This window comes from Roseovarius roseus, from assembly GCF_043355935.2.
Classification (GTDB): domain Bacteria; phylum Pseudomonadota; class Alphaproteobacteria; order Rhodobacterales; family Rhodobacteraceae; genus Roseovarius; species Roseovarius roseus.
This window is the reverse complement of the sequence record NZ_JBHFPE020000010.1, coordinates 57,234-80,378: the sequence shown is the minus strand read 5'-3', so window position 1 is coordinate 80,378 and position 23,145 is coordinate 57,234. Positions and strand designations below refer to the sequence as shown.

General features: G+C 65.4%; 23 protein-coding genes. 3 read left to right on the top strand and 20 right to left on the bottom strand.

From position 1 onward, the window contains the following. Window positions 1-9 precede the first annotated feature (9 nt). The 3 genes from ACEWPL_RS14410 to ACEWPL_RS14400 are packed head-to-tail and all read right to left on the bottom strand — an operon-like array spanning window position 10 to window position 2,422. Window positions 10-969, bottom strand: a complete 960-nt coding sequence (locus ACEWPL_RS14410) for an OmpA family protein (protein WP_393931993.1) — start codon at window positions 967-969, stop codon at window positions 10-12. Continuing rightward, the gene (locus ACEWPL_RS14405; protein ID WP_393931995.1) at window positions 966-1,706 is read right to left on the bottom strand and encodes a GNAT family N-acetyltransferase; all 741 of its coding nucleotides are present in this window, start codon (window positions 1,704-1,706) and stop codon (window positions 966-968) included. The genes ACEWPL_RS14410 and ACEWPL_RS14405 overlap by 4 nt, the downstream gene beginning before the upstream one ends. Next, window positions 1,703-2,422: a competence/damage-inducible protein A gene (locus ACEWPL_RS14400; protein ID WP_393931997.1), complete on the bottom strand. Its 720-nt coding sequence runs from the start codon at window positions 2,420-2,422 to the stop codon at window positions 1,703-1,705. Before ACEWPL_RS14400 ends, ACEWPL_RS14405 begins: the two co-directional genes overlap by 4 nt. A 65-nt stretch (window positions 2,423-2,487) precedes the next feature. Here ACEWPL_RS14400 and sfsA point away from each other — a divergent pair, with 65 nt between their 5' ends. After that, window positions 2,488-3,195 (top strand): DNA/RNA nuclease SfsA, encoded by a 708-nt coding sequence (gene sfsA / locus ACEWPL_RS14395; protein ID WP_393931999.1) that lies wholly within the window; start codon window positions 2,488-2,490, stop codon window positions 3,193-3,195. On the opposite strand, the gene ACEWPL_RS14390 is transcribed toward sfsA, so the two are convergent. The 10 genes from ACEWPL_RS14390 to fnrL all read right to left on the bottom strand — a co-directional run bounded on the left by ACEWPL_RS14390 (window position 3,192) and on the right by fnrL (window position 12,626). Further along, window positions 3,192-3,386 (bottom strand): hypothetical protein, encoded by a 195-nt coding sequence (locus tag ACEWPL_RS14390; RefSeq protein ID WP_393932001.1) that lies wholly within the window; start codon window positions 3,384-3,386, stop codon window positions 3,192-3,194. The genes sfsA and ACEWPL_RS14390 overlap by 4 nt on opposite strands. Window positions 3,387-3,389: 3 nt before the next feature. Further along, on the bottom strand, window positions 3,390-3,569 hold the full coding sequence (gene ccoS, locus ACEWPL_RS14385) for a cbb3-type cytochrome oxidase assembly protein CcoS (protein ID WP_393932003.1): 180 nt from the start codon (window positions 3,567-3,569) through the stop codon (window positions 3,390-3,392). Next, window positions 3,566-5,680 (bottom strand): heavy metal translocating P-type ATPase, encoded by a 2,115-nt coding sequence (locus ACEWPL_RS14380; RefSeq protein ID WP_393932005.1) that lies wholly within the window; start codon window positions 5,678-5,680, stop codon window positions 3,566-3,568. The genes ccoS and ACEWPL_RS14380 overlap by 4 nt, the downstream gene beginning before the upstream one ends. Beyond that, a complete protein-coding gene (locus tag ACEWPL_RS14375; RefSeq protein WP_393932007.1) occupies window positions 5,677-6,153 on the bottom strand; it encodes a FixH family protein in 477 nt (158 codons plus the stop codon). The genes ACEWPL_RS14380 and ACEWPL_RS14375 overlap by 4 nt, the downstream gene beginning before the upstream one ends. Window position 6,154: 1 nt before the next feature. Then, window positions 6,155-7,858: a cytochrome c oxidase accessory protein CcoG gene (ccoG, locus tag ACEWPL_RS14370; RefSeq protein WP_393932010.1), complete on the bottom strand. Its 1,704-nt coding sequence runs from the start codon at window positions 7,856-7,858 to the stop codon at window positions 6,155-6,157. A gap of 140 nt (window positions 7,859-7,998) precedes the next feature. After that, entirely contained in the window at window positions 7,999-9,024 is a 1,026-nt protein-coding gene (gene ccoP / locus ACEWPL_RS14365) for a cytochrome-c oxidase, cbb3-type subunit III (protein ID WP_393932012.1), read from the bottom strand. Then, a complete protein-coding gene (locus ACEWPL_RS14360; protein ID WP_393932014.1) occupies window positions 9,017-9,265 on the bottom strand; it encodes a cbb3-type cytochrome c oxidase subunit 3 in 249 nt (82 codons plus the stop codon). Before ACEWPL_RS14360 ends, ccoP begins: the two co-directional genes overlap by 8 nt. Window positions 9,266-9,275: 10 nt before the next feature. Further along, window positions 9,276-10,106, bottom strand: coding sequence for a cytochrome-c oxidase, cbb3-type subunit II (gene ccoO / locus ACEWPL_RS14355; protein ID WP_393932016.1), 831 nt, complete (start codon window positions 10,104-10,106; stop codon window positions 9,276-9,278). A 4-nt stretch (window positions 10,107-10,110) separates the two neighbouring features. Continuing rightward, entirely contained in the window at window positions 10,111-11,715 is a 1,605-nt protein-coding gene (gene ccoN / locus ACEWPL_RS14350) for a cytochrome-c oxidase, cbb3-type subunit I (protein ID WP_393932018.1), read from the bottom strand. 179 nt (window positions 11,716-11,894) lie between these two features. Beyond that, complete coding sequence (gene fnrL, locus ACEWPL_RS14345) at window positions 11,895-12,626, bottom strand: transcriptional regulator FnrL (RefSeq protein WP_393932020.1); 732 nt, start codon at window positions 12,624-12,626, stop codon at window positions 11,895-11,897. 70 nt (window positions 12,627-12,696) lie between these two features. On the opposite strand from fnrL, the gene hemN reads away from it, so the two are divergent. Together hemN and ACEWPL_RS14335 are read left to right on the top strand one after the other, a co-directional pair. Further along, the gene (gene hemN, locus ACEWPL_RS14340) at window positions 12,697-14,040 is read left to right on the top strand and encodes an oxygen-independent coproporphyrinogen III oxidase (protein ID WP_393932022.1); all 1,344 of its coding nucleotides are present in this window, start codon (window positions 12,697-12,699) and stop codon (window positions 14,038-14,040) included. A 205-nt stretch (window positions 14,041-14,245) separates the two neighbouring features. Further along, window positions 14,246-14,926, top strand: a complete 681-nt coding sequence (locus ACEWPL_RS14335; RefSeq protein ID WP_393932024.1) for a L,D-transpeptidase — start codon at window positions 14,246-14,248, stop codon at window positions 14,924-14,926. Between the two features lie 4 nt (window positions 14,927-14,930). Here the strand turns inward: ACEWPL_RS14335 and ACEWPL_RS14330 are convergent, their stop codons facing one another. The 7 genes from ACEWPL_RS14330 to ACEWPL_RS14300 all read right to left on the bottom strand — a co-directional run bounded on the left by ACEWPL_RS14330 (window position 14,931) and on the right by ACEWPL_RS14300 (window position 23,092). After that, window positions 14,931-15,218, bottom strand: a complete 288-nt coding sequence (locus ACEWPL_RS14330; RefSeq protein ID WP_393932026.1) for a hypothetical protein — start codon at window positions 15,216-15,218, stop codon at window positions 14,931-14,933. Window positions 15,219-15,351: 133 nt separating this feature from the next. Next, on the bottom strand, window positions 15,352-16,191 hold the full coding sequence (locus tag ACEWPL_RS14325; RefSeq protein ID WP_393932028.1) for an NAD-dependent epimerase/dehydratase family protein: 840 nt from the start codon (window positions 16,189-16,191) through the stop codon (window positions 15,352-15,354). A 68-nt stretch (window positions 16,192-16,259) separates the two neighbouring features. Further along, on the bottom strand, window positions 16,260-17,033 hold the full coding sequence (locus tag ACEWPL_RS14320) for an HpcH/HpaI aldolase family protein (protein ID WP_393932030.1): 774 nt from the start codon (window positions 17,031-17,033) through the stop codon (window positions 16,260-16,262). Then, window positions 17,033-18,250: an NAD(P)/FAD-dependent oxidoreductase gene (locus tag ACEWPL_RS14315; protein WP_393932032.1), complete on the bottom strand. Its 1,218-nt coding sequence runs from the start codon at window positions 18,248-18,250 to the stop codon at window positions 17,033-17,035. The genes ACEWPL_RS14320 and ACEWPL_RS14315 overlap by 1 nt, the downstream gene beginning before the upstream one ends. After that, the gene (locus tag ACEWPL_RS14310) at window positions 18,250-19,953 is read right to left on the bottom strand and encodes a hydantoinase B/oxoprolinase family protein (RefSeq protein ID WP_393932149.1); all 1,704 of its coding nucleotides are present in this window, start codon (window positions 19,951-19,953) and stop codon (window positions 18,250-18,252) included. The genes ACEWPL_RS14315 and ACEWPL_RS14310 overlap by 1 nt, the downstream gene beginning before the upstream one ends. A 19-nt stretch (window positions 19,954-19,972) precedes the next feature. Then, window positions 19,973-22,051 (bottom strand): hydantoinase/oxoprolinase family protein, encoded by a 2,079-nt coding sequence (locus ACEWPL_RS14305; protein WP_393932034.1) that lies wholly within the window; start codon window positions 22,049-22,051, stop codon window positions 19,973-19,975. A 135-nt stretch (window positions 22,052-22,186) separates the two neighbouring features. Further along, on the bottom strand, window positions 22,187-23,092 hold the full coding sequence (locus tag ACEWPL_RS14300; RefSeq protein ID WP_393932036.1) for a LysR family transcriptional regulator: 906 nt from the start codon (window positions 23,090-23,092) through the stop codon (window positions 22,187-22,189). Window positions 23,093-23,145: the final 53 nt, after the last annotated feature.

The window sequence follows — 23,145 nt, the reverse complement described above, 5'->3', positions numbered from 1 at the left end:
CCCCAAGGATCACTGCCCGCTCAGCAGAACCGCCTCGACCCTCCGGTTCGCCTCGCGCCCGGCTGCATCCGTATTCGGCGCCTGCGGGGCGAGATAGGCGATCCCATCGGCCTCCAGCTGCGCGGCGGGCACATCCAGCGTCTCAACCAGGTGTTGCATCACCGCGCGCGCGCGGCGGCGCGACAGTCCGAGGTTGGCCTCGTATCCGCCAACGGTATCAGTATGCCCAACCAGCGCGACCCGGCGCGATGCATCCTCCTTGAGAAAGGCCGCCAGCGCCTGCAGGGATGCATACGGACCCGTGCCCAGCCCCGCAGCGCCGGTTCCGAAATCCAGATCGCCCAGGATCACATGGCCATTCGCCTTGAGGGCCTCGACCAGCGCAGCATCGCCGACTTCGGCGCCGACCTGCGGATCGGACGTCGCCGTCTGCTCGGGAGCCGCACCCTCGCCACCTGTATCGGCCACGTCCGAGGGCGTGATCCGCGTCACCTGCACATAGGTCGTCGCGCCTGACCTGCTGACCAGCAGCGTGACATAGCGCGCATCCGCCCCCGCCCCGCGCCGCGCCGACAGGAAGCGGTAGTCGAAGAGATCGACGAACATCTCGGGCGGCGGCATGACCGGCAAGCCAAAGCGAAAGTCAAATCCCCCGCAGGCGGTATCCTCGCAACGGTAGAGCGTGTCGAACCCCGCCGCCTCAATCTGGGCCGCCAGATTGTTCATGAGCTGCAGCGTCGTGACCGAACTGCCGGAAAGGCGCCAGGCGCGGCGTGTCATCTCGCCCTGGGCTGTCACTGTCTGCGCCTGTCCGGCAGTCCAAGGGCCGGTTGGCACGGGATGGCTGCCCGGCGCGCTCTGCAGCTCTCGCATCATCTCGGCATTGGGCGGAAGCGTCAGCTGCTGCGCGCCCGCAGGCAATGCGGCGGCCAGTGCGGCGCAGGCGACAAGCCTTGCGCGGCGCATCATGCGCCCTCGCCCGGAAATTGGCGGTAGTGATACCGCCCCACCAGCGCCATCCCCATCCCGGAATAAAGCGCATTGGCGGCCACGTTTTGCGCCGTGCAGATCACCGACAGGACCTCGGCTCCCTCGCCGCGCGCCCAGATGGCCGCCTCGGTCATCAGTGTGCGCGCCACGCCGCAGCGACGATACTCGGGCAGCACCTCCAGCGCGTGCACCATCGCCGTCTTTCCACTCATCGCGGCAAAGCCCGTCGCCGCCGCACGCCCCGCCTTGCGGCCCAGAAGCGCAGTCTTGGCGCCGCGCACGCGCTGCATTACCGCGATCCGTTCCGGCCCGATGCCACCGCTTACCCAAATATCGCGCTGAATTGCCAATGGCTCCCACAGGTGAAAGCTGGCGGTGGCCTCGGGCGGGGTCAGATCCAGATCGGCAAGGGCGATGGCGTAGATATTGACCGGATCGACCATGTCATACCCCGCCTTTTCCAGCAGCGCATCCAGCGCCGCATCGCCTTCGCGCAGCATAAAAAGCGGGCGCTGCCCCATCTTGCGCATCGCCGCCTCGGCCTTGGCCAGATCCTGCGCGCCCACATCGCCGCGCGCCGTCGCCGCCGAGACGCGCTTGCCCCCGCCCTGCCCGTCGCGCAAGGTCCACGGCCCCTGCTGCCACTCTTCGGCAGGGGGCCATGTGGCCTCGATCACATCGTAAAGTTGCGCCGCGCCCGGCAGGGAGGTGCTCACCCGAAGAGGTCCTTCATCTCGGCCAGCGCCGCGTCCAGCTCGGCCGTGTCCTGCCCGCGCGCGACGATATTCGTGCCATAGGCGCCCTGCCGCTGATAGGGGTAGGACCCAAAGCTGAGCGTGGGAAAGCGCGCCGCAAGCTCGGCCAGCGGTGCGGCCACATCGCCCTCGCCGCGCTGCACATCCATGCTGCGCGACACAACCGGCGCGCCGCCCGTCAGCATAGGCACGACCGAGGCGACCATCGCGCGAAAGATGCTGGGCACCCCGGCCATCACATGCACGTTCCCAAGGATGAATCCCGGCGCTGCGCTGACCGGGTTGTCGATCAGCGTGGCGCCGTCGGGGATACGCGCCATGCGCAGGCGCGCCTCGTTCAACTCGATTCCAGCCCTGTCGTAATGCTCGGCCAGGATGGCGCGCGCATCCTCGCGCACGTCGATCTTGCGGCCCATCGCCCGCGCCACTGCGTCGGCGGTGATATCGTCATGGGTGGGGCCGATCCCGCCCGAGGTAAAGACATGGTCATAGCGCGCGCTCAGCGTCTGGACCGCCGAGATGATCGCCGCCTCGGTATCGCCCACGACCCGCGCTTCGCGCAGGTCAATGCCGGCCTCGGTCAGCACCCCGGCCAGATGATGCGTGTTGCTGTCATGGGTGCGGCCCGACAGGATCTCGTCTCCGATGACCAGCATCGCGGCGGTGGGATTGGGCATCTGGCCTCCTTCGTGCGTCACGGGCGCGCTTGATCGGCCCTTGCCTTGGGTATAGGCCCCGGCCCATGCGGTTTCAAACCCCACTTTTGCGCGCAAGGCTGCTGCGGCGCTACAAGCGTTTTCTGGCCGATATCCGGCTAGAGACGGGCGAGGAGGCGGTGGCCCATTGCGCCAATCCCGGCAAAATGACCGGGCTGGCTGAGCCGGGCAGCCCGATCTGGGTCGAGTGCAACGACGATCCCCGGCGCAAGCTGCGCTATGCATGGCGTCTGGCCGAGCTGTCCGGCGCGCATTTAGCCTGTGTCGATACTGCCGCCGCCAATCGCGTGATCCGCGAAGCGCTGGAGGCGGGCGCGATCCCCCAGCTTGCAGGCTATGACACCCTGCGCCCCGAGCAGAAATACGGCGCGGCCAGTCGCATTGATTTCCTGTTGCAGGGCGGCGCAGGGCCTGACGCCTATGTCGAGGTGAAATCGGTGACGCTGTGCCGCCAAGGCAGTCTGGCGGAATTTCCGGACACCCGCACCGCGCGCGGCACGCGGCATCTTCAGGAACTGGCCGAGGTCGCGCGCAGCGGGCAGCGCGCGGTGCTTCTTTATCTGGTGCAGCGCAGCGATTGCAGCCATGTCGCTGCCGCCGAGGATATCGACCCGGCTTATGCGGCCGCGCTGGCCGAGGCGCGCGCATCAGGCGTCGAAGTGCTGGCCTTCCGCGCGCGGATTTCCCCTCAGGAGATCACCCTGGGTCCTGCCCTGCCCGCCCCGGCACTTTAGCGGCGCGATTTCCACATCAGCCAGCCGATGAACAGCAGCGCCGCGCCGCCAAGCGCGGTGAAATACCCCACCGGAACGAGCCATTCCGGCAATCCGGTGGCCGTGGCGATGAATGTCAGGGCGAAACCCGCAACGACCGCCACCAGCGAAACCCACGCAAGGCGCGAGCGTGTCAGGTAACTGGGTACCATGTCCTAGTCCTCCTTGGAGGAAGGCCGATCCGCACGGGGTGCATCGTCATCATCCAGCAAAATGCGCGCGGCGTCACCTTCCAGATCTTCGTACTGGCTATGACGTAGCGTCCAGATGCAGGCGACAAGGCCAAGCGCCCCAAGAAAGACGGAAACAGGAATGAGGACGATCAGGATATTCATTTGCGCACCGCGTTCATGACGACCGTGACCGAGGATAACGACATCGCCAGCGCCGCCGCAAGCGGCGAGGCGAACCCCGCCAGCGCGATGGGGATGGCGATGGCATTGTAGCCCGCCGCAATCCCAAGGTTCTGCCGGATTCGGCGCAGCGCCATGCGGGCCGAGCGCAGGGTCTGCGGAATCGCCATCAGGTCGCTGGCCAAGATCAGCCCGTCCGACGCAACCCGCGCCGCATCCAGCGCAGTAGCGGGGGCAAGCGACACATGCGCCGCCGCCAGCGCCGCGGTATCGTTCAGCCCGTCGCCCACCATCAGCACGCAGCGGCCCGCCGCGCCCAGTTCCTGCACCAGCGCGGCCTTGTCCTCGGGGCGCATGGCGGCGTGCACATGGGCGATGCCCAGCTCATCGGCCAGCTTGCGCGCGGGTCCCGGGCGGTCGCCCGAGAGCATCCGCACCTCATAGCCCGCCTTGCCTAGCTCGGCGACCATGCGCGCGGCCCCGGGGCGCAGTGCTTCGGTCATCGGCAGTGGGGTGATCTGGCCCTCGATGGTCAGCTCGGTGCCCTGCGGTCCGCGTGCCAAAGATACCGGCGCGCCCTTCCAAATCCCACTGACGCCCTCGCCCGCGACCTCGCGGATATCGCTTACATCAGCGGCGGCGCGGCCCGCCAGCGCGGCGGCGATGGCGCTCGAGACCGGATGATCGGATGCCAACGCCAGCGCCAGTGCGACGCCTGCCGCGTCATCGTCCAGCTTGGGCAGTTGAGGCGTGCCTTGGGTCAGCGTGCCGGTCTTGTCCAGAAGGACGCAATCGACATCTGCCAGACGCTCCAGCGCGGTTTCGGATTTCAGCAGAACCCCGCTGCGGAAAAGGCGCCCCGTCACGCTGGCTGTCACCGCAGGCACGGCAAGGCCCAGCGCGCAGGGGCAGGTGATGATCAGGACGGCCGTTGCGATGCCGATGGCCAGGTGCATGTCGCCTGTGCCAATATACCAGCCAACAAAGGCCAGCGCGGCCAATCCATGCACCAGCGGCGCATAGAGGCGCGCGGCGCGGTCGGCGATCCCGGAATAGCGGTGGCGGCCCGTCTCGGCCACCTCGACCAGCGCAGCAAGGCGGCGCAGCGCGCTGTCCTCGGCCCGCGCTGTGGCGCGCAGGATCAGGGGCGCCTCCATCACCGTCTCGCCCGCACAGATCACGTCGCCGGCGGCGACGCGCACCAGCGCGGACTCGCCCGTCAGGGCTGAGCGGTCGAGCGTCGCCGCCTCTTCAGCCACGCCATCCACTGGCGCCCGCGCCCCGGCCGAAAGCGCGATCCGGTCGCCCGGCGCAATATCGGCCACGGCAACGGTGCGGCGCGCATCGCCGTCCAGCAGCGTGGCGCGCGGCACTTCCAGCGCCGTCAGCTCGGCGGCTGCCGAGCGGGCGGTGGCCCGCGCACGGTGGTCCAGATAGCGGCCCGCCAGCAGGAAGAAGGTCAGTGACAGCGCCGCGTCGAACCATGTATCGGCGCCCGCGCCGAACATCGTCTCGTGCAGCGAGGTGGCGCAGGCCAGTGCGATGGCCAGTGCGATCGGCACGTCCATGTTGACGCGCCGCGCCCGCAGCGCGGAGGCCGCAGAGGCAAAGAACGGCACGGCGGAAAAGGCCAGTGCAGGCAGCGCAATGGCCGCCGAAATCCAGTGGAACATCGCCTCAGTCGTGGCGCTGGCGCCCGACCATACGGCGACCGAGAGAGCCATGACGTTCATCATCGCAAAGCCCGCAACGGCAATGCGCGCCAGAAGGGCGCGGCCCGGATCGTCGGCCTCGCCGCTCAGGGCGGAATTGTCCAGCTCATGCGCCTCGAAGCCGGCCGCCTCAAGCGCGGCCAGCGCGGGCGCGGCGCCCAGCCCCGGCTGGGTGACAATGCGCACGCGGCGGCGGCCCAGATTGACCCGCGCGGCGCGCAATCCCGGCACGGTCGCGAGCGTGCTCTCGACCCCCGCGATGCAGGCGGCGCAACTGATCCCCGGCAGTGACAGGTGCAGCACCTCGCCCGAGGCGTCCCGCGCAGTTTGCGCCGCCGAAGGCGCGGCCGAGCAGGCCGGGCATGCGGCGAGTGCGCTCATCGCGGCACCCTCAGGGGGATGCGGCGCCGGAAAGGCGTGCCATCCTCGGCCCGCAGATCGACGCGCAGGTTCCAGTTGCCTGGCGCCAGGTCCACAGGCGCGACATAGCGCATGCCATCCCACTCAAAGGCCGGCGTGCGGTCCTCGGCCACGGTCGTCGCGCGGCCCAGCGTGGCCTCGACGATCTCGGGCGCGACCGCGTTGCCATAGGCATCTGCGATCTCCAGCGCCAGCAGCCCGTCCGCGAAAGTCAGGCCCACGTCCCAGCCCAGCGCATCCTGCGCCGCGCGGTCCTCATCAAAGGTCTGGCTGGCCACGTAGGAGCTGTCGGTCTCGATCCCCGGAAAGGTGCGCACCGCGCTGAACGCGAGCCAAAGGTTGACGCCGATGATGACGGCAAAGCCCCCGACGAACATGGCCAGCACATGCCAGCCCGTCAGGCGACGCTCACCCCGCGTTGCCGCTTCGCCCATCTCAGCTCTCCTTGCCATTGAAAATGGTGTCGCGATACGCCCGCTCGCCCGAGGCCGTATCCTCGACCCAGAAACGGAACGGGCTGCGTTCCGCGTCCGCCGCCGGCGTACCCGGCTCGGCGATCACATAGACCCGCTGCAGCATGGTGGAGTCGGCGGGCACCTCGACGGTCGTGCCTTCAGCGCCCTCCAGCGCGATATCGAGCGCACCTTCTGAGGTCAGCGACAGCTGGAAATCACGCGCCTCGCCATGCTTGTTGCGCAGGCGAATATCGTAGGTGTTGCGGATCGAGCCGTCGGACAGCGTGACGAAGGTCGGGTTGCGCACCGGCGCGACCGTCAGTTCGATATCGGGCCGGATGAAAAGCGCAAAGACCAGCGCGATGCCGATGGTCGCCCAGATCGCTGTATAGATCAGCGTCCGGGTGCGCAGCACATGCTTCCAGACCGGCTTGGGCTGCCAATCGCGGCTGTGGGGCGTGATGAAGGGCGCATCGGCGGCATTGGGCGCGGGTGCGGCTGCGCCGGCGACAGACGTCGTCGCTGTGCCATCCGAACTCACGTCGGACCGGGCGGCGGCGGTGGGCGCGGGAACGCCCGTCTCGGCGCCTTGGTCCTCGGGCGCGTCGGTGCCCATCGGGCGCACTGGCGCATGCTCGCCCGGCAGTACCGGGGGGCGGTCGTCCAGCGCGAGATAGTCGATCAAGCCACGCGGGCGACCGATCTTGGCCATCACCTCGTCGCAGGCGTCGATGCAAAGGGCGCAGGTGATGCACTCCATCTGCTGCCCTTCGCGAATGTCGATACCCATCGGGCAGACGTTGACGCAGGCCATGCAGTCGATGCAATCGCCCAGCTCTTCACCGCTGCGCGACACGCGCGGCGCCGCGACATCCTTGTTGGCGCCAAGGCCGTAGCGCACCTGCTGCGCGCCGCCGACATCCTCGGCCACGGCCTTGCGTTTTGCGCCGCCCCGGCCGCGCGGCTCACCGCGCCAGTCCCGATATCCGACGGTCAGCGTGCCCTCGTCCATCATCGCGCCCTGAATACGCGGCCAGGGGCACATGTAGATGCAGACCTGCTCGCGCATGAACCCGCCAAAGACGAAGGTGGTCGCCGTCAGGATGCCGATGGTGATATAGGCCACCGCGGGCGCGTTTCCGGTAAAGAGCTGCACCGCCAGCGTCGGCGCGTCGGCAAAGTAGAACACCCATGCGCCGCCCGTCGCCACCGCGATGGCCAGCCAGATGACCCATTTGGTCACGCGCAGGCGCCATTTATGGAAGTTCCACGGCGCCTTCCAGAGGCGCAGACGCGCGTTTCGGTCGCCCTCCACCCACCGCTCGACCAAGAGGAACAGATCGGTCCAGACGGTCTGCGGGCAGGTATAGCCGCACCAGACCCTTCCCAGGGCCGAGGTGAAGAGGAAAAGGCCAAGCCCCGCCATGATCAGAAGGCCCGCGACGAAATAGAATTCGTGCGGCCATATCTCGATCCAGAAGAAGTAGAAGCGCCGTGACGCCAGATCGACCAGTACGGCCTGATCTGGCAGGTTCGGGCCACGGTCCCAGCGGATCCACGGCACGAGGTAGTAAATGCCCAGCGTGATCGCCATGATCCACCACTTCAGGCGCCGGAAGAAACCCGAGACCCGGCGCGGAAAGATAGGCTCCTGCGCGGCGAAAAGAGGGGGATTGTCGGACATGGCTGTCGCTTTCATTCTGGATGTGCGTTGACGCCTTCTCCTCCAGGCCGGGCGGGTACGCTTTGAGATGGATCAACCGCCGCATGCCTTTTCATAGGGCATGCGGCGGTTTACCTGTTTTTACGGGCCGTTAGGCTGCGTTATTCAGTCGCAGACTGGCCTTCTTCGCCCGTATCCGCCTCGGGTGTGACCGCAGGCTCGCCGGCCTCGGTCGGGGTTTCCTCGGCATCTGCGGGATAGCTGGCATCCGGCACGCTGGCGGCTTCCTCGGCCTCGGCTTCGGTGGCCGGGTCGGCCACGCTGGCCTCGCCGCCGCCCAGACCGTGGACATAGGCCGCAACCGCGCGCACCTGCGCCTCGCCCAGACGCTCACCCCAAGGGGGCATCACGCCGAACCGCGAGTTCGTGATCGTCTCGGTCACGGCTTCTTCGGTGCCACCATAAAGCCAGATCGCATCGGTCAGGTTGGGCGCGCCCTGCATGCGGTCGCCCATGCCGTCCTCACCATGGCACGCGGCACAGTTCGCCTCGAAGAGGACGGCCCCGTCTTCGCTGCCCTCGGCAAGGCCCGACAGGCTGCGCACATAGGTGGTCAGCTCGGCGATCTCGCTTCTCTCCAGCAGATCGCCAAAGGCGGGCATCTGCGACCAGCGCGCGTCGGGATCATCCTCATTGCGGATGCCGTGGCGCACGGTCATCGCGATATCCTCGAGCGTGCCGCCCCAGAGCCAGTCATCGTCCAGCAGGTTGGGATAGCCCGCCGCCTGCACCCCTGCCGCGCCTGCGCCATGGCATTGCGAGCAGTTATTGGCAAAGACCGACGCGCCAGCCGAGACGGCAAAGCGGTGCAGATCCTCGTTCTTGGGCAGGACGGCGAGATCCACGTTCACAAGGCTTTCGGTGATCTCGGCGTTCGACAGGTTCACCGCCTCGATATCGGCGGCAACGAGGCCGCGCGTCGACCAGTTGAGGATGCCCTGCGTCGTGCCCGAAACCAGCGGCCATGCCGGGAAGAGGATGGTGTAGATGATCCCCCAGACGATGGTCGCGTAAAAGGTCCAGAGCCACCAACGTGGCAGCGGCGTGTTCAACTCTTCGATGCCGTCCCAGCTATGGCCGGTCGTTTCGGTGCCTGTCGCTTCGTCTATGCGCTTGTCATCAGACATCACCGTTTCCTTTCACATTATGCGCAGCGCCCGCCTGGCGCCCGGATGAGGGGGCTGCGCGGGTCTCCGCGCGCGGGGCCGGCCGCTCGTCGTCATTGCGAAACGGCACATCCGCCGCGTCGTCGTGGATCGGGCGCGATCCGGGGCGGAACGCCCAGAAGATAACGCCCAGAAAGATCAACGTCAGGGCCAGCAATGCCCAGCTGTCGGCAAACTGCCTCAGGACCGAATAGGTCTCCATCGTGCCCTCCTCAGCGAACCGCGTCAGGCGTGAAGGTCGAGAAATCGACCAGCGTGCCCAGCATCTGCAGATACGCGATCAGCGCATCCATTTCCGATGTGCCCGGCTGCCCGTCGAAGTTGCGCACCTGTGCGCCGGGATAGCGTTCGACCATGGCGTCCCAATCCCCGTTGGGGTCGGTCTGCACCTGGAAATCGGCAAAGGAGGCTTCGACCATTTCATCGGTGTAAGGCACGCCGACAAGGCGATGGGTCGAGACGAGATCCTGGATATGCTCGCCGTCGATCAGCGTATCGGCGAGGAAGGCATATTTCGGCATCACGCTTTCAGGCACCACGGATTGAGGATCCATGAGGTGATCGACATGCCATTCATCGCTGTAGCGCCCGCCGATCCGCGCCAGGTCGGGCCCGGTCCGTTTAGAGCCCCATTGGAACGGGTGGTCATACATCGACTCGGCGGCCAGGCTGTAATGGCCATAACGCTCGACCTCGTCCCGCATGGGGCGGATCATCTGGCTGTGGCAGACATAGCAGCCCTCGCGCACATAGATCTCGCGTCCGGCCAGCTCCAGAGGGGAGTAAGGGCGCATCCCCTCGACTTCCTCAATGGTGTTCTCCAGCCAGAAGAGCGGCGCGATTTCGACGACACCCCCGACGGCCACCACGGCAAAGCTTGCCACCAGCAGCAGGGTCGCGTTCCGCTCAAGCCGCTGGTGAAAGGTGATCGTCTGCGTCTCGGGCGGCAGCTCGTTCGGGATGTCGTCCGGAAGGTCGCCCGCGGTCGAGACCTTGGGATCGTCCTTGGGGTCGTAGTCGGGGCTTTTGGGATCTTTTGTCATGCTCTTACTCCGCAGGCGTTGCGACAGCGGCGGTGCGCGGTTCGCGAATTGTCATCCACATGTTCCACACCATCAGCAGCGCGCCAGCGAGGAAGAACGCTCCGCCCAGGCCACGGACCACGTACATCGGGAACTTGGCATCCACGGTGTCGGCAAAGGAGTTGACGAGGAACCCGTTGGCATCGACTTCGCGCCACATCAGGCCTTCCATGATGCCCGACACCCACATCGAGGACGCGTAGAGAACGATTCCGATCGTGGCGAGCCAGAAATGCGCGTTGATCGCCGGGATCGAGTACATCTCCTTGCGGCCCCACAGTTTGGGCGTCAGGAAATAGAGCGCACCGAAGGTGATCAGGCCGTTCCAGCCAAGCGCGCCGGAGTGGACGTGACCGATGGTCCAGTCAGTGTAATGCGACAGCGAATTGACCGCGCGGATCGACATCATCGGGCCCTCAAAAGTCGACATGCCGTAGAAGGCAAGCGAGGCCACGAACATCCGGATGATCGGATCGGTACGGATCTTGTCCCAGGCGCCTTGCAGCGTCATCAGACCGTTGATCATGCCGCCCCAGCTGGGCATCCACAGGATGATCGAGAACACCATGCCAAGGGTCGCGGCCCAGTCGGGAAGCGCCGTGTAGTGCAGGTGGTGCGGACCTGCCCAGATATAAAGGAAGATCAGCGCCCAGAAGTGGATGATCGACAGCTTGTAGGAATAGACCGGACGGCCTGCCTGCTTGGGCACGAAGTAATACATCATGCCCAGAAAGCCCGCGGTCAGGAAGAAGCCGACGGCGTTATGGCCGTACCACCACTGCGTCATGGCATCCTGCACGCCCGCAAAGAGCGCAACGGACTTGGAGCCCCAGATCGACACCGGGATCGCCAGGTTGTTGACGATGTGCAGCATCGCGACGGTGACGATGAATGCCAGGTAGAACCAGTTGGCGACGTAGATGTGCCGCTCGCGGCGTTTGATGATCGTGCCCATGAAGACGGCCAGATAGGCGACCCAGACGATCGTCAGCCACAGGTCCGTATACCATTCCGGCTCGGCGTATTCGCGGGACTGCGTCGCGCCCAGAAGGTATCCGGTCGCCGCCAGCACGATGAAGAGGTTGTAGCCCCAGAACACGAACCACGCCAAGTTGCCGCCCCAGAGGCGGGCCGAGCAGGTGCGCTGCACCACGTAAAGGGACGTGGCGATCAGGGCGTTGCCGCCGAAGGCAAAGATAACGGCCGAGGTGTGCAAGGGACGCAGGCGGCCGAAATTGGCAAAGGGTTGGGCCCATTCGATGTTGAGCGCCGGAAAAGCAAGTTGAAAGGCGATATAGGTGCCTACCAGGAAGCCCGCGATGCCCCAGAAGGCCGTGGCGATCACACCGTAGCGGATCGGGCCGTCCATATAGGCCAGCTCGCGCTCGGCCAGAGCAGTTGCGCTCAGCGGCTCGTCGATGCGGCGCAGTTGCCACACGAACATGCCGCCAGCGACGAACATGATGATGAACGCGTGGACCAGATAGGCCAGATCCCGCGCGAAGTTTGCGGCGATTGCAGCGAATAGCGCAATGAGGCCAAATGCAATCAGCTTGATGTAGTCAGACATCGCCCGTCCCTTTTCCGAACATTTCAGGGGTGAATGTCAGACCGGGGGGATCGGCACTTTGATTTAGGTCAAGAAACCGGCCGCGATCGGAGATTCACGTCTTTCGTTACGCAGCCGCAGGTTGTCTCGGCGGCAAAAGCCTGCAGCATGCAACCTGCAGGCTATCCCTTGTGGATGGTTCACGCCAGCGGAATACCGTCCTCGTCGTCGCCCGCCGCGGTCAAAAGCGCGGGCAAATCAGCGCAGGAGATGCCGCGGTGGCCCTGCATCTCGATCACGCCTTCCTTGCGCAGCGCCGTCATCTGGCGGCTCACCGTTTCGATGGTCAGGCCAAGATACGAGGCCATCGCATCGCGCGTCAGCGGCAATTCCGCCCGCAGCGGATGCCCGGACGAGGCCGCACGGCGCAGGATGTTCGCCAGCAGGGTCGCAACCTTTTCACGCGCTGTCTTGCGGCCCAGAAGGATCATCCAGTCGCGGGCGGCATCCAGCTCGTCCAGCGACATCTGCAGCATACGCTCCATCAGATGGGGGGTGTCGCGCACCAATTCCTTGAATTCGGCGCGGCGGAACAGGCAGAAGGTCACGTCCGTCGCCGCGACCACCTCGTAGGCGGCGGTCTCGCGGTCATGGCGGCCGACGAAATCGGATGGCAGCAACAGGCCGACCATCTGGACCCGCCCATCCTCCATCGAGCGCGTGAGCGTGGCGCAGCCGCCGACGACCGAGCCGACGAACGGCAGCTGAGCGCCCTCCATCAGAATCGTCTCGCCCGCTTTCCATGTGCGGTAAGATTTGATTTCGGACAGCCGATCCAACTCGCTGGTATCGCACGACGCACAGATGGCGCGGTGACGAATCGGGCAGGCAGAGCAGGCCGAACTGGCAATCTGAAGGTCTATTCGGGTCATGCCCGGCTTTTGCCATTTTGTTTGACCTCGATCAAGGTTCAGAATGGGCTTTGGGGCTTAGGTGGCCCCCATGACACATCTCGATCCCAAACTCACAAACCGGGCACTGGCCTCTCGCGCGCCGCGCTATACCAGCTACCCCCCTGCGACACAGTTCGGGCCCAGTATCGGGCCCGATACCATGCTGGATTGGCTGTCCCAGATAGAACCGGGCGCAAAAATATCGCTTTATGCGCATATTCCGTTCTGCCGGCGCCTTTGCTGGTTCTGCGCCTGCCGCACCCAAGGTACCAGCACCGAGGCGCCGCTTGCGCCCTATATCGACGCGCTGGAGGCCGAGGCCGACATCATCGCGGCCGCCCTGCCACCCGGCGTCATGACGTCGCACCTGCATCTTGGGGGCGGCACGCCGACGTTTTTGCCGCCAGATCTGCTGATGCGACTCTATGGCCTTCTGGAAGAGCGATTCCCCCGCGCGCCGGGCGCCGAGATCTCGATCGAGGTGGACCCCACCGAAATCGACGATGCGCGCCTCGATGCACTGGCCGCCTCTAGCGTGACCCGCGCCAGCCTTGGGGTTCAGGATTTCGAGCCTGCCGTTCAGGCCGCCATTGGCCGCCCGCAAAGTTTTGAGCAGACCAAGTTCGCCGTGGACGGGCTGCGCAAGCGCGGCATCAACGCGATCAACCTCGATCTGCTCTACGGCCTGCCGCATCAGACGCAGGCCAGCCTGCAGCGCACCTTGGAGATGGCGCTGTCGCTGTCGCCGGACCGGATGGCGCTCTACGGCTACGCGCACGTGCCTTGGGCGTCCAAGCGTCAGGTGATGATCCGCGAAGAGGACCTGCCCCGCGCGCAAGAGCGTCTGGCCCTGTCACAGCGCGCCGCCGAACGCATCGTCGAGGCCGGATATACCGCCATCGGGATCGATCACTTCGCCAAGCCGGGCGACACCATGTCCATCGCCGCCAATGCCGGAACGCTGCACCGCAACTTCCAAGGCTACACCACAGATGGCGCCCAGACGCTGATTGGCCTCGGCGCGTCGTCGATCTCGCGGCTACCGCAGGGCTATGCCCAGAATGCGCCCGCCACCGCCGCGTGGAAGGCGCGCATCGAAAAGGGCCGTCCTGCTACGATCCGTGGTCACATCGATACCGAGGACGACCACCTGCGCGCCGCGGTGATCGAGCGGCTTCTGTGCGATTTCCGGGTCGATCCGGCGATCTTCAGCGATCCGGCCCTTGTGCGCGGGCTGACGGCCAAGGCCGCCGCCGCATGGGACAGCGCGGTGTCGCGCAGCGACGAGGGCGTTCTGTCGATCAAACCCGAGGCGCACCATCTGGCCCGCATGATCGCGATGGAGTTCGACGCCTACGCGATCTCGTCGGACCGCCACAGCGCGGCAATCTAGGCGCTGCAGGGCCCAACACTGCGTCCTTGCCGAAGCCGGCAAGGGAATGAAGCGAAAACCGAAGGCAATTCAGCCTTCGGTTTTTCGGTTTTGGGGCTAATAAAGAGTGCCGAGCAGGAAAAACCGGCAGATCTGTGGATCTTTGGGACTGATACATCGTTTCAGTGTTATAGTTCCAAAAGCCGCATAAAGGATTCCGTGGACAATGTTGACCAGACGCCATTTCGTGATGACGGGCACGGCCCTCTTTTCCGCCCCGCTTCTATCGGCCGCCGTACCGGCCCCTGCCCTCGCCGCGCCCACCTCGAACCCGTCGAAATGGTCAGCTTGGGATGCGCGGGTGACGCCCGCGAACTATAATCCCGCCACGTCGAACCCTTGGGGGCTGAATCCGCGCTTTCTGCCGCAGCGGGTCGAGGCGAATGATGGCCTGACCCCCGGGGACATCCATGTCGATGCGGTCGCGCGCTATCTCTATCACATCCGGCCCGATGGCACGGCCATGCGCTACGGCGTCGCCATTGCGCGCGGCAACCTCTACGAGCCGGGCACATATACCATCCGGCGCAAGGCGAAATGGCCGACTTGGACCCCGACCAAGGCGATGATCAAGCGCGATCCGCAGATCTATGCTCAGCATGCCGATGGCATGGATGGCGGGCCCGACAATCCGCTTGGCTCGCGCGCCTTCTATCTCTTCGTCGGAAACCGGGACACCTATCTGCGCATCCACGGCTCGCCGCAGCCGCGTTCGATCGGTGGACGGGCCAGCTCGGGCTGCGTGCGCATGGTGATGGCCCATATCATCGGGCTTTATGACCACGTGCAGACCGGCTCGACCGCGCATCTCTACCCGGCCGAGGATCGCCTCGCGGCCCGCAGCTGACCGATCAACTGGCGGGCGCCTCTTCTGCGACAGTGCAGATCGGTCGCCCGTCCGGCGTGCGCAGTGGTAGCAGTGTCGTCTCGACCGGGCCGACATGGCGATAGACGAAGCATCCGCTGGCCGGATCAAGTTTGGTCGCGCTTAGGTTCTGATACGGCGCGGCCAAGGCGACCACGTTCTCGGGCGCTTGGCTGAGGCCATTTGCAGCTCCATTGCCACCGGTGGCGCCCATGTCATCGCAGGCCGCCAAAAGCGCCAGCGCGGCAACAGGCATCCAGACTGTCTTTTTCATGAATGATCTCTCCTTCTTTGGGCAGAGAATGGTCTATCCCCGCCCTTGGAACCAGAGACTTTCGCACAAAATGTCGCAGTCTGGCACTCTTGGCGCAAGCGGGGCACAGTCATTGCAATGCCCCGCCCGGCGCTTAGCCCTTGGCGGTGTCGTCGCTCTTGAGGTTCAGATGCGCGACGCCGCTATGGCCCAGCTCGATCGAGGCGAACGGACCGCCCTGGCAGGCATTGCCGGGATCAAGCGGGTCCAGCGGCCCGGATTCGGCATAGATTTCCTTGGCGAACTGCTCGGCATTGTCCTTGGGGCGGTAGCCCAGATGGCTGGCGCCCGCATTGTCGACGGGCGCGCGGTCGTTGTTCGACACACCGTAAACCACCGAATAGCCGGTGATCGGCGTGTCGATGGCGCGCTCGACCAACTGAATCAGATCGTCATAGCTCAGCCAGGAGCCCACGGCGCGCGGGTTCGACACCTGCGCGCAGGACAGGATGCGCATGCAGACCGATTCCAGCCCGCGCTTGTCCCAGTAGAGGCTGGCCAGATCCTCGGCAAAGCACTTGGCGAGGCCATAGAAGGTATCGGGCCGGTGCGGGGCGTCGACGCCGATGAATTCGGTCTTGGGATGCATCCCCACCGCATGGATGGACGAGGCATAGACAACGCGGCGCAGCCCGTTGCGATGCGCGGCCTCCCAGATGTTGTAGGCGCCCACGATGTTCGAGCCGAGGATGTCGTCGAAGGGCGCCTCGTCGCCGATGGCGCCGAAATGCACCACCATGTCGGCCCCTTCCAGCAGCGAGACCATCGCATCCAGATCCTGCAGATCCGCCTTCACATAGCGCTCGCCCGGATAGGTCTGGCCCACATCCTCGGCCAGGTCGGTCGAGACCAGTTCGTCGCAAAGCTGGCTCAGCGGCTCGCGCAGATAGGATCCAAGGCGGCCGGCGGCGCCGGTCAGAACGAGTTTTTTCATGTCAGGTCTCCTGGTATTTTCAGTGTTTCAAGTCTGCCCGATGCGGCGCGGCGGTGCAAAGGCGCGGATCAGCCGGCCCCGCCCCTGACCTCGGTCAGCAGCGCATCCGCGCCCTTGGCAAGCAATGACGAATCCGCCCCGCAGGCGACGAAGGTAAAGCCGTCCTTCAACAGCCCGGCAGCAAAGGCCGGGTCCATCACCAGCGTGCCGACGGGCATGCCCTTCTCGATCAGGCGCTGTGCGCAGGGCCGGATCAGCTCCCACACCTCGGGGGCCATGGGATTGCCCAGCTGGCCGATATCGGCGGCGATGTCGGCGGGGCCAAAAAAGATGCCATCGACCCCATCAACATCCGCAATTGCCTCGGCGCGCTCCATCGCGGCGCGCGTCTCTACCTGCAACAGAACCGCCGTCTCGGCCTCGACGCGCTGGGGGTAATCGGTGATCCGGCCAAACTGGTTGGCACGGGTCGAGCCGCTGAAGCCGCGCACACCCTTCGGCGGATACCGCGTTGCGGCAACGGCGCGCTCGGCCTCCTCGACTGTCTGGATCAACGGAAAGAGCACCCCCGGCGCGCCAAGGTCCAGCACCCGCTTGACCGCCACCGCGTCATTCCATTCGACCCGCACGATCGGCACCGTGCTGTGCGCGGCAAAAGCCTGAAGCTGCGCCAGCGTGCTGAAATAATCGTTGGGGCTGTGCTCCATGTCGATCACCGCCCAGTCATAACCGGCGGAGGCGACCGCCTCGGCTGCAAAGCTGCTGCCGAGCGTGATCCAGAGGCCGATCTGCCGCTCGCCAGCGGCGAGGGCATGCTTGAAAGTGTTTGCGGGCAGTTTCATCAGATGATCGCCTTTTCCAGAATAGGCCGGCCCTCGGCGATCCGCTCGTAACTGAACGGGCTGAGATCCAGCGCGCGGTAGCCGCCATAGGTCAGCCATTCCGCCATGCCGCGGCCCATCGCCGGGGATTGTTGCAGGCCGTGGCCGGAGAACCCGTTGAGAAATAGAAAATTGGTCAGTTCAGGATGCGGGCCGACGATGGCGTTCTGATCGAACGTATTCATCGCGTAATGTCCCGTCCATTCCGATTGCACCTTGATCGCCTCGAATTGCGGGATGCGCGTGGCGATTGTGGGCCAGACGTGCTCCTCCCACAGCGAGAAGTCCATGATGAAGTCGTCCGGATCGACCGCCGGGTCGATCTCGGCATGCGCGCCTGCTTGGTAGGTGCCGCCGCCGTTCTCGCGCACATGCACGCCCGAGGGATCAATGGTAAGGGGCAGGTCGCGGTCCAGCGGCTGGGCCGCGTCGAAGATCCAGGAATAACGCTTGCGCGGCTCGACCGGCACCTCTAGCCCCGCCATCTGCGCGGTGCGCGCCGCGCGCGGCCCCGAGGCGTTAACCACCTGACCGCAGGGCACCACCTCGCCCGATTTCAGCGTGACGCTTTCAACCTGCGTGCCTGCAGCGTTGCGGGTGATCGCGACCACCTCGTTCTCGATATACTCGACGCCCCGCTCCCGCGAGATGCGGCGCATCCAGTCGAAGACGGCGGTGGCATCCCAAAGCCCTTCATCGACCAGATTGATCGAGCCCAGCAGGATATCGTCCACGTTGTAAAAGGGATAGGCGTCCTTGATCTGCTCGGGCGTCATCAGCTGCGTGGCGGCCCCGGCGGCAATCTGCACCTCGCGGCTCTGGCGCAGCACCTCGGCGAAGTCGGGCGTGTCGGCCAGATACATATAGCCAAAGCTGCGAATACCCAGCTCGGGTACACGATCATCGCCGCCCATGTAGCCGCGCAGGTTCTTGATGAAATCTGCCGCAAACTGGCTGATGCGCACATTCAGCTCGGCCGAGAATTGCTGGCGGATGCACGAGGTCGTGTGCATGGTCGAGCTGTTCTCGTAGCTGGCATCGCGCTCGACCACCAGGACCGAGCCGTCGAAATCGGCGTTGTCGCTGAGGTGCCACGCGGTCGAGGCGCCCATGATGGCGCCCCCGATGATCACGACGTCATATTTGCCCTTCGCGGGCGCCTGCGCGATGTCTGCCATCAAAGCGCCTCCCCTCTTTTGACGGCCGCCGCGACGGTGTCGATGTCATCCTGCGACAGTCCGTAGTCGCGTGTCGCAGCTTCGGCCGAGATGTAGCCGCGCGCAAGGTCGCGTTTCACCAGGGCCGGGTCGCGATCCTGCGGCGCGCCGTAACCCGCGCCCCCCGGAAAGGCCATCATCACCTTGCGGCCGTGGGGCACGAATTGCTTGCCCTTGACGCGCATCTGGGTGCCGTCATCCTGCGCAATGGTCGTGGGCGCGCCCGCCTTGCCGCCGCGCCGCCCGCGGGCCGGATACTGGCCCCGGTCGAACATCGCCTGCAGGTCGAACTCGTACCCTTCCATCGCGCCGACCTCCATATACTGGCCCAGCCCGCCGCGCGTGCGGCCCGCGCCGCCGCTGTCAGGCCGCAACTCCTTGCGCCAGATGATGACCGGGCCGGCATGTTCGGTCGCCTCGATGGGCATGGTCATAACGCCCGAGGGGAAGGCGGTGGCGTTCAGCCCGTCATGCTGGGGCCGCGCGCCCGAGCCGCCCGAGTTGAAGGTCAGCACCTCCGAGCGGCGCGCATCCGGCGGCGCGGGCGCATCGGTCCGCGGGCGCAGCGAGACCTGGAAATTGCACAGGCACCCCGCGCCCTCGGCAGGCACGAGGCCCGGCACGATCTGATCGAACGCGGCAAAGACGGTATCAGGCACGAAATGCCCGACAATATGGCGCAGCGCCACCGGAGCCGGATGCAGCGCGTTGACGATGGTATTCTCGGGCGCGGAAATGCGGAACGGCGCCAGCGAGGCGGCGTTGTTCGGGATCTCCGGCGCGATGGCGACCTTGAGCGCATAGCACGCATAGGCCTTGGCATAGACCAGCGGGCAGTTGATGCCCTTCTTGTCCACGCCCGAGGTACCGGTGAAATCCGACAGGATATGATCCTCATGGATCGACACCTTGACCTTCAGCGTGATCGGCGTGTCGAACCCGTCGATCGTCATCTCGCCCGTCGCCTCCTTGCGGGGCAGCGCGGCAATCCGCTCCAGCGTGGCGCGGCGGGAATTTTCCAGGATGAAGTCAGATATACCGCCCAGATCGTCGAGATCGAACTCCTGCATCATGTCGATTAGGCGGCGATGGCCAATCTCGTTGCAGGTGGCCAGCGCATACATGTCCCCGATCAGCTGATCAGGCTCGCGCACATTTCCGCGCACGATCCGCACGAGGGTCTCGTCCACTTCGCCGCGTTCGGCGAATTTCATAATCGGGATGTAAAGCCCCTCCTCATAGACGCTGGCCGCATCCGCGCCAAATCCGCGCCCGCCGATATCCACGATATGCGCCGTGCAGGCAAAAAAGCCGACCAGAGCGCCCTTGTGGAACGAGGGCGTGACCATGGTGATGTCATGCAGATGGCCCGTCCCCTCCCAGGGATCGTTCGTAACGTAGACATCGCCCTCAAGGATGTTCTGCCGCCCGATCCGGCGGATGAAATGCGCCACGGCGTCTGCCATGGCGTTGACATGGCCCGGGGTGCCCGTGACCGCCTGCGCCAGCATCTGGCCCTGCAGGTCATAAACCCCCGCCGACAGATCCCCGGCCTCTCGTACCGAGGTGGAGAAGGCCGTGCGCACCAGCGCCTGCGCCTGCTCTTCGACGACGGAAATCAGGCGGTTCCACATGACCTGATAGGACACTTTGGACTGTTTCATGCTCATTCCGGTTACCCCTTTACCCTTTGATCACAATGTCGATGCAGCCATCGGGCTGGCGGATCGCATCGCGGCTGGCAGGCACGATGATGGTTGTCTCGGCCTCGGTCACGGCGGCGGGGCCGCTGGCGCGCTGGCCGGTCTGCATCGTGCTGCGCGCGATCAGGCCCGCTTCGACAAAGGCGCCCGTCGCCGCATCGAAGAGCGCGCGGGTGCCACCGGGCTGCGCCGTGCCGCTACCGCTGACGGCCTCGACCTCGGCCACCTCTTCGGGCGGTGTTGTCGCGTTCACCGACCAGACGGTGATTTCCACATCCATGCCCGCAACGGGGCGGCCGAAGAGGCGGGTGTAATCCTCTTCAAAGCGCGCCTGGAAGGTCTCGGCATCCGGCGCCATCGCCTGCGCTTCGGTCAATTCTATAGGAATTTCCCAGCCTTGGCCGGTGTAGCGCATGTAAACTTTGAACTCCGACAGGATCTCGGCCTCGGCGTCGCAGCCCCGGACGAAACTGGTCGCCTCGCTTTGCAGATCGCCCAGCAACGTCTTGATGCGCGCGGGGTCGAAATCGCTCAGCTTCATGTAGACCGAGCGGTTGGCCTCGAAGCTGAAGGGCGCGCGCAGAAAGCCGATGGCCGAGCCGACGCCCGCGCCGGGCGGCACGATCAGCCGGTCGACACCCAGCTTTTCGCACAGACGCCCGGCATGGAGCGGCGCCGCGCCGCCAAAGGCGATCATGGTGTATTCGCTCAGATCCTCGCCGTTTTCCACCGCGTGCACGCGGGCCGCGTTGGCCATGTTCTCATCCACCACCTCGGCCACGCCGAAGGCGGCCTCGGCCGCGTCCATCTCCAGTGTCTGACCGATATGGGTGTTCAGCGCCGTCTCGGACTGGTCCGGATACAGCCGGATCGACCCGCCGGCGAAGTTATCGGCGTCGAGCTTGCCCAGCACCAGATCGGCATCCGTCACGGCGGGCCGCGCTCCGCCCCGGCCATAGCAGGCGGGCCCCGGCTCGGACCCGGCGCTTTCGGGGCCGACTCGGATCTGGCTCAGCGCATCGACATGCGCCAGCGATCCGCCCCCGGCCCCGATTTCGACCATGTCGATGACCGGGATCGAGATCGGCATGCCCGATCCTTTCTTGAACCGGTAGGTGCGCGCCACCTCGAACACCCGCGCCGTCTTGGGCGTCCGATTCTTGATCAGGCAGATCTTGGCCGTCGTGCCGCCCATGTCAAAGCTCAGCACCTTGTCCAGACCGTAACGTGCGGCGATATGCGCGGCAAAGACCGCCCCGCCCGCCGGACCGGATTCGACCAGCCGCACTGGGAAATCCGCCGCATTCTCGATCGAGATGATGCCGCCGCCGGAATGCATGAGGAAGATGTTGCAGTTCGCCCCCTCGCCGCGCAACCGCTCTTCGAGGCGGCCCAGATAGGATTTCATCAGTGGCTTGATGAAGGCGTTGGCAACCACGGTGTTGAAGCGTTCGTATTCGCGCATCTGCGGGCTGACCTCGGACGAGATCGAGACCATCACATCCGGCAGCCTCTCGGCCAGAACCTCGCGGATCATGCGCTCATGCGCGTCGTTGAGGTAACTGTGGATAAGGCCGACGGCGACGCTCTCGATGTCCGCCTCGGCGATCTGATCGGCGACGGCCTCGATCTCGGCGCGGTCCAGCGGGATCATCACCTCGCCCTTGGCATTGACTCGCTCGGGCACGGTAAAGCGCAGTTGGCGGGGCAAAAGCGGCTCGGGCAGGTTCAAGTTCAGATCATATTGCTCGAACCGGCTCTCGGTGCGCATCTCGATGACATCGCGAAAGCCCTGCGTGGTGATCAGCGCCGTATTCGCCCCACGCCGTTCGATCAGCGCGTTGGTCGCAAGGGTCGTGCCGTGGATGATCTGCTGGATATCCGAAGGCGCGGCCCCGGCCTTGGCGCAGACCTGATGCATGCCGTCGATGATCGCATTCTCGGGCGCGCTATAGGTGGTCAGCACCTTGGTCGAGAATTGCGCCCCGTCCTTTTCCAGGACCACATCGGTGAAGGTGCCGCCGATGTCGACGCCCATACGGATGGAGGATGATGGCATGCGGTGGGATCCTTTCGGCAGACGGCTGAGATGGGGCGGAAGCGCGCAGGCGGTATCGCCGCAGCGCGCACCGTCGCGCGGTGCAGCGAGAAATACAAATTGTTAGAATTTCTCGGGGTGATACATTTTTGTGATCTACTGGGCCTCGGCTTTCGCCGTTTCGATCGCCCAGTCCGCCGCCGCGCGCACAAAGCGTGGCGCGCGGGTCTGGTCAAAGCGCGCAAACAGTTCCAGCGGCGAGGGTAGCCAGCCGCAGTCGATCCATTCCAGCCGGCCCTCCTGCGCCGCGTTCCGCACCAGAAGTTCCGGCAGAAGGGCGATACCCATGCCATCCTCGGCCATCTGAAGGCAGGAGGACAGGCTGCTGGAATGCACGATACGGTCCGAGGCGAGGCCCCTCGCGCTCACGAAGGCCGCCAGTTCGCGCGAGGCCAGCCCGTGGCGCGCATGGGTCAGGACGGAAGAGCCAAGCATTGTCGCCATATCCGGCCGCGACCCCACGCGGCGCGCCAGATCGGGCGCAGCGACCCAGGCATAGGGATAGCGGCCCAGTGGCAGCGAGGCCGAAGTTTCATGCTGAAAAGGGCCGGTTTGCAGCGCCAGATCCAGCTGCCCTTCGGACAGGTCCCTGTCGATCTCGACCGAAAGATCAACCTGCAACTCGACCACGACCGATGGATAAGCCTCGCGAAAGCGGCGCAGGAAGACGTGCAGCCAACTGCAGGCGACCAGCTCGGTCACGCCCAGCCTCAGGCGCTCGGCGATCAGGTCCTGCCGTGCGGCGGTTTCCAGAAACGCCTCGGATGCCCAGAGGATCTGGCGTGCAGAGGCCAGCAGCACTTTGCCTTTTTCCGTCAGCCGGACCGAGCCCGCATCGCGGTGTAGCAGCAGGATGCCCAGACGGTCCTCCAGCGCCGCAATGCGGGCCGAGATATTCGGCTGGGTCGTGCCGAGCAGTGTGGCTGCCTTGCGGAACGTGCCGATATCGACGACGCAGACGAACGCCTCAAGCTGTTTGAGCGTGAACTGGCTTTTTATCATCGGGCGCGCCTATGATCAGGAATTTGGATAACCAAAACCCGAATGCCCGCCGC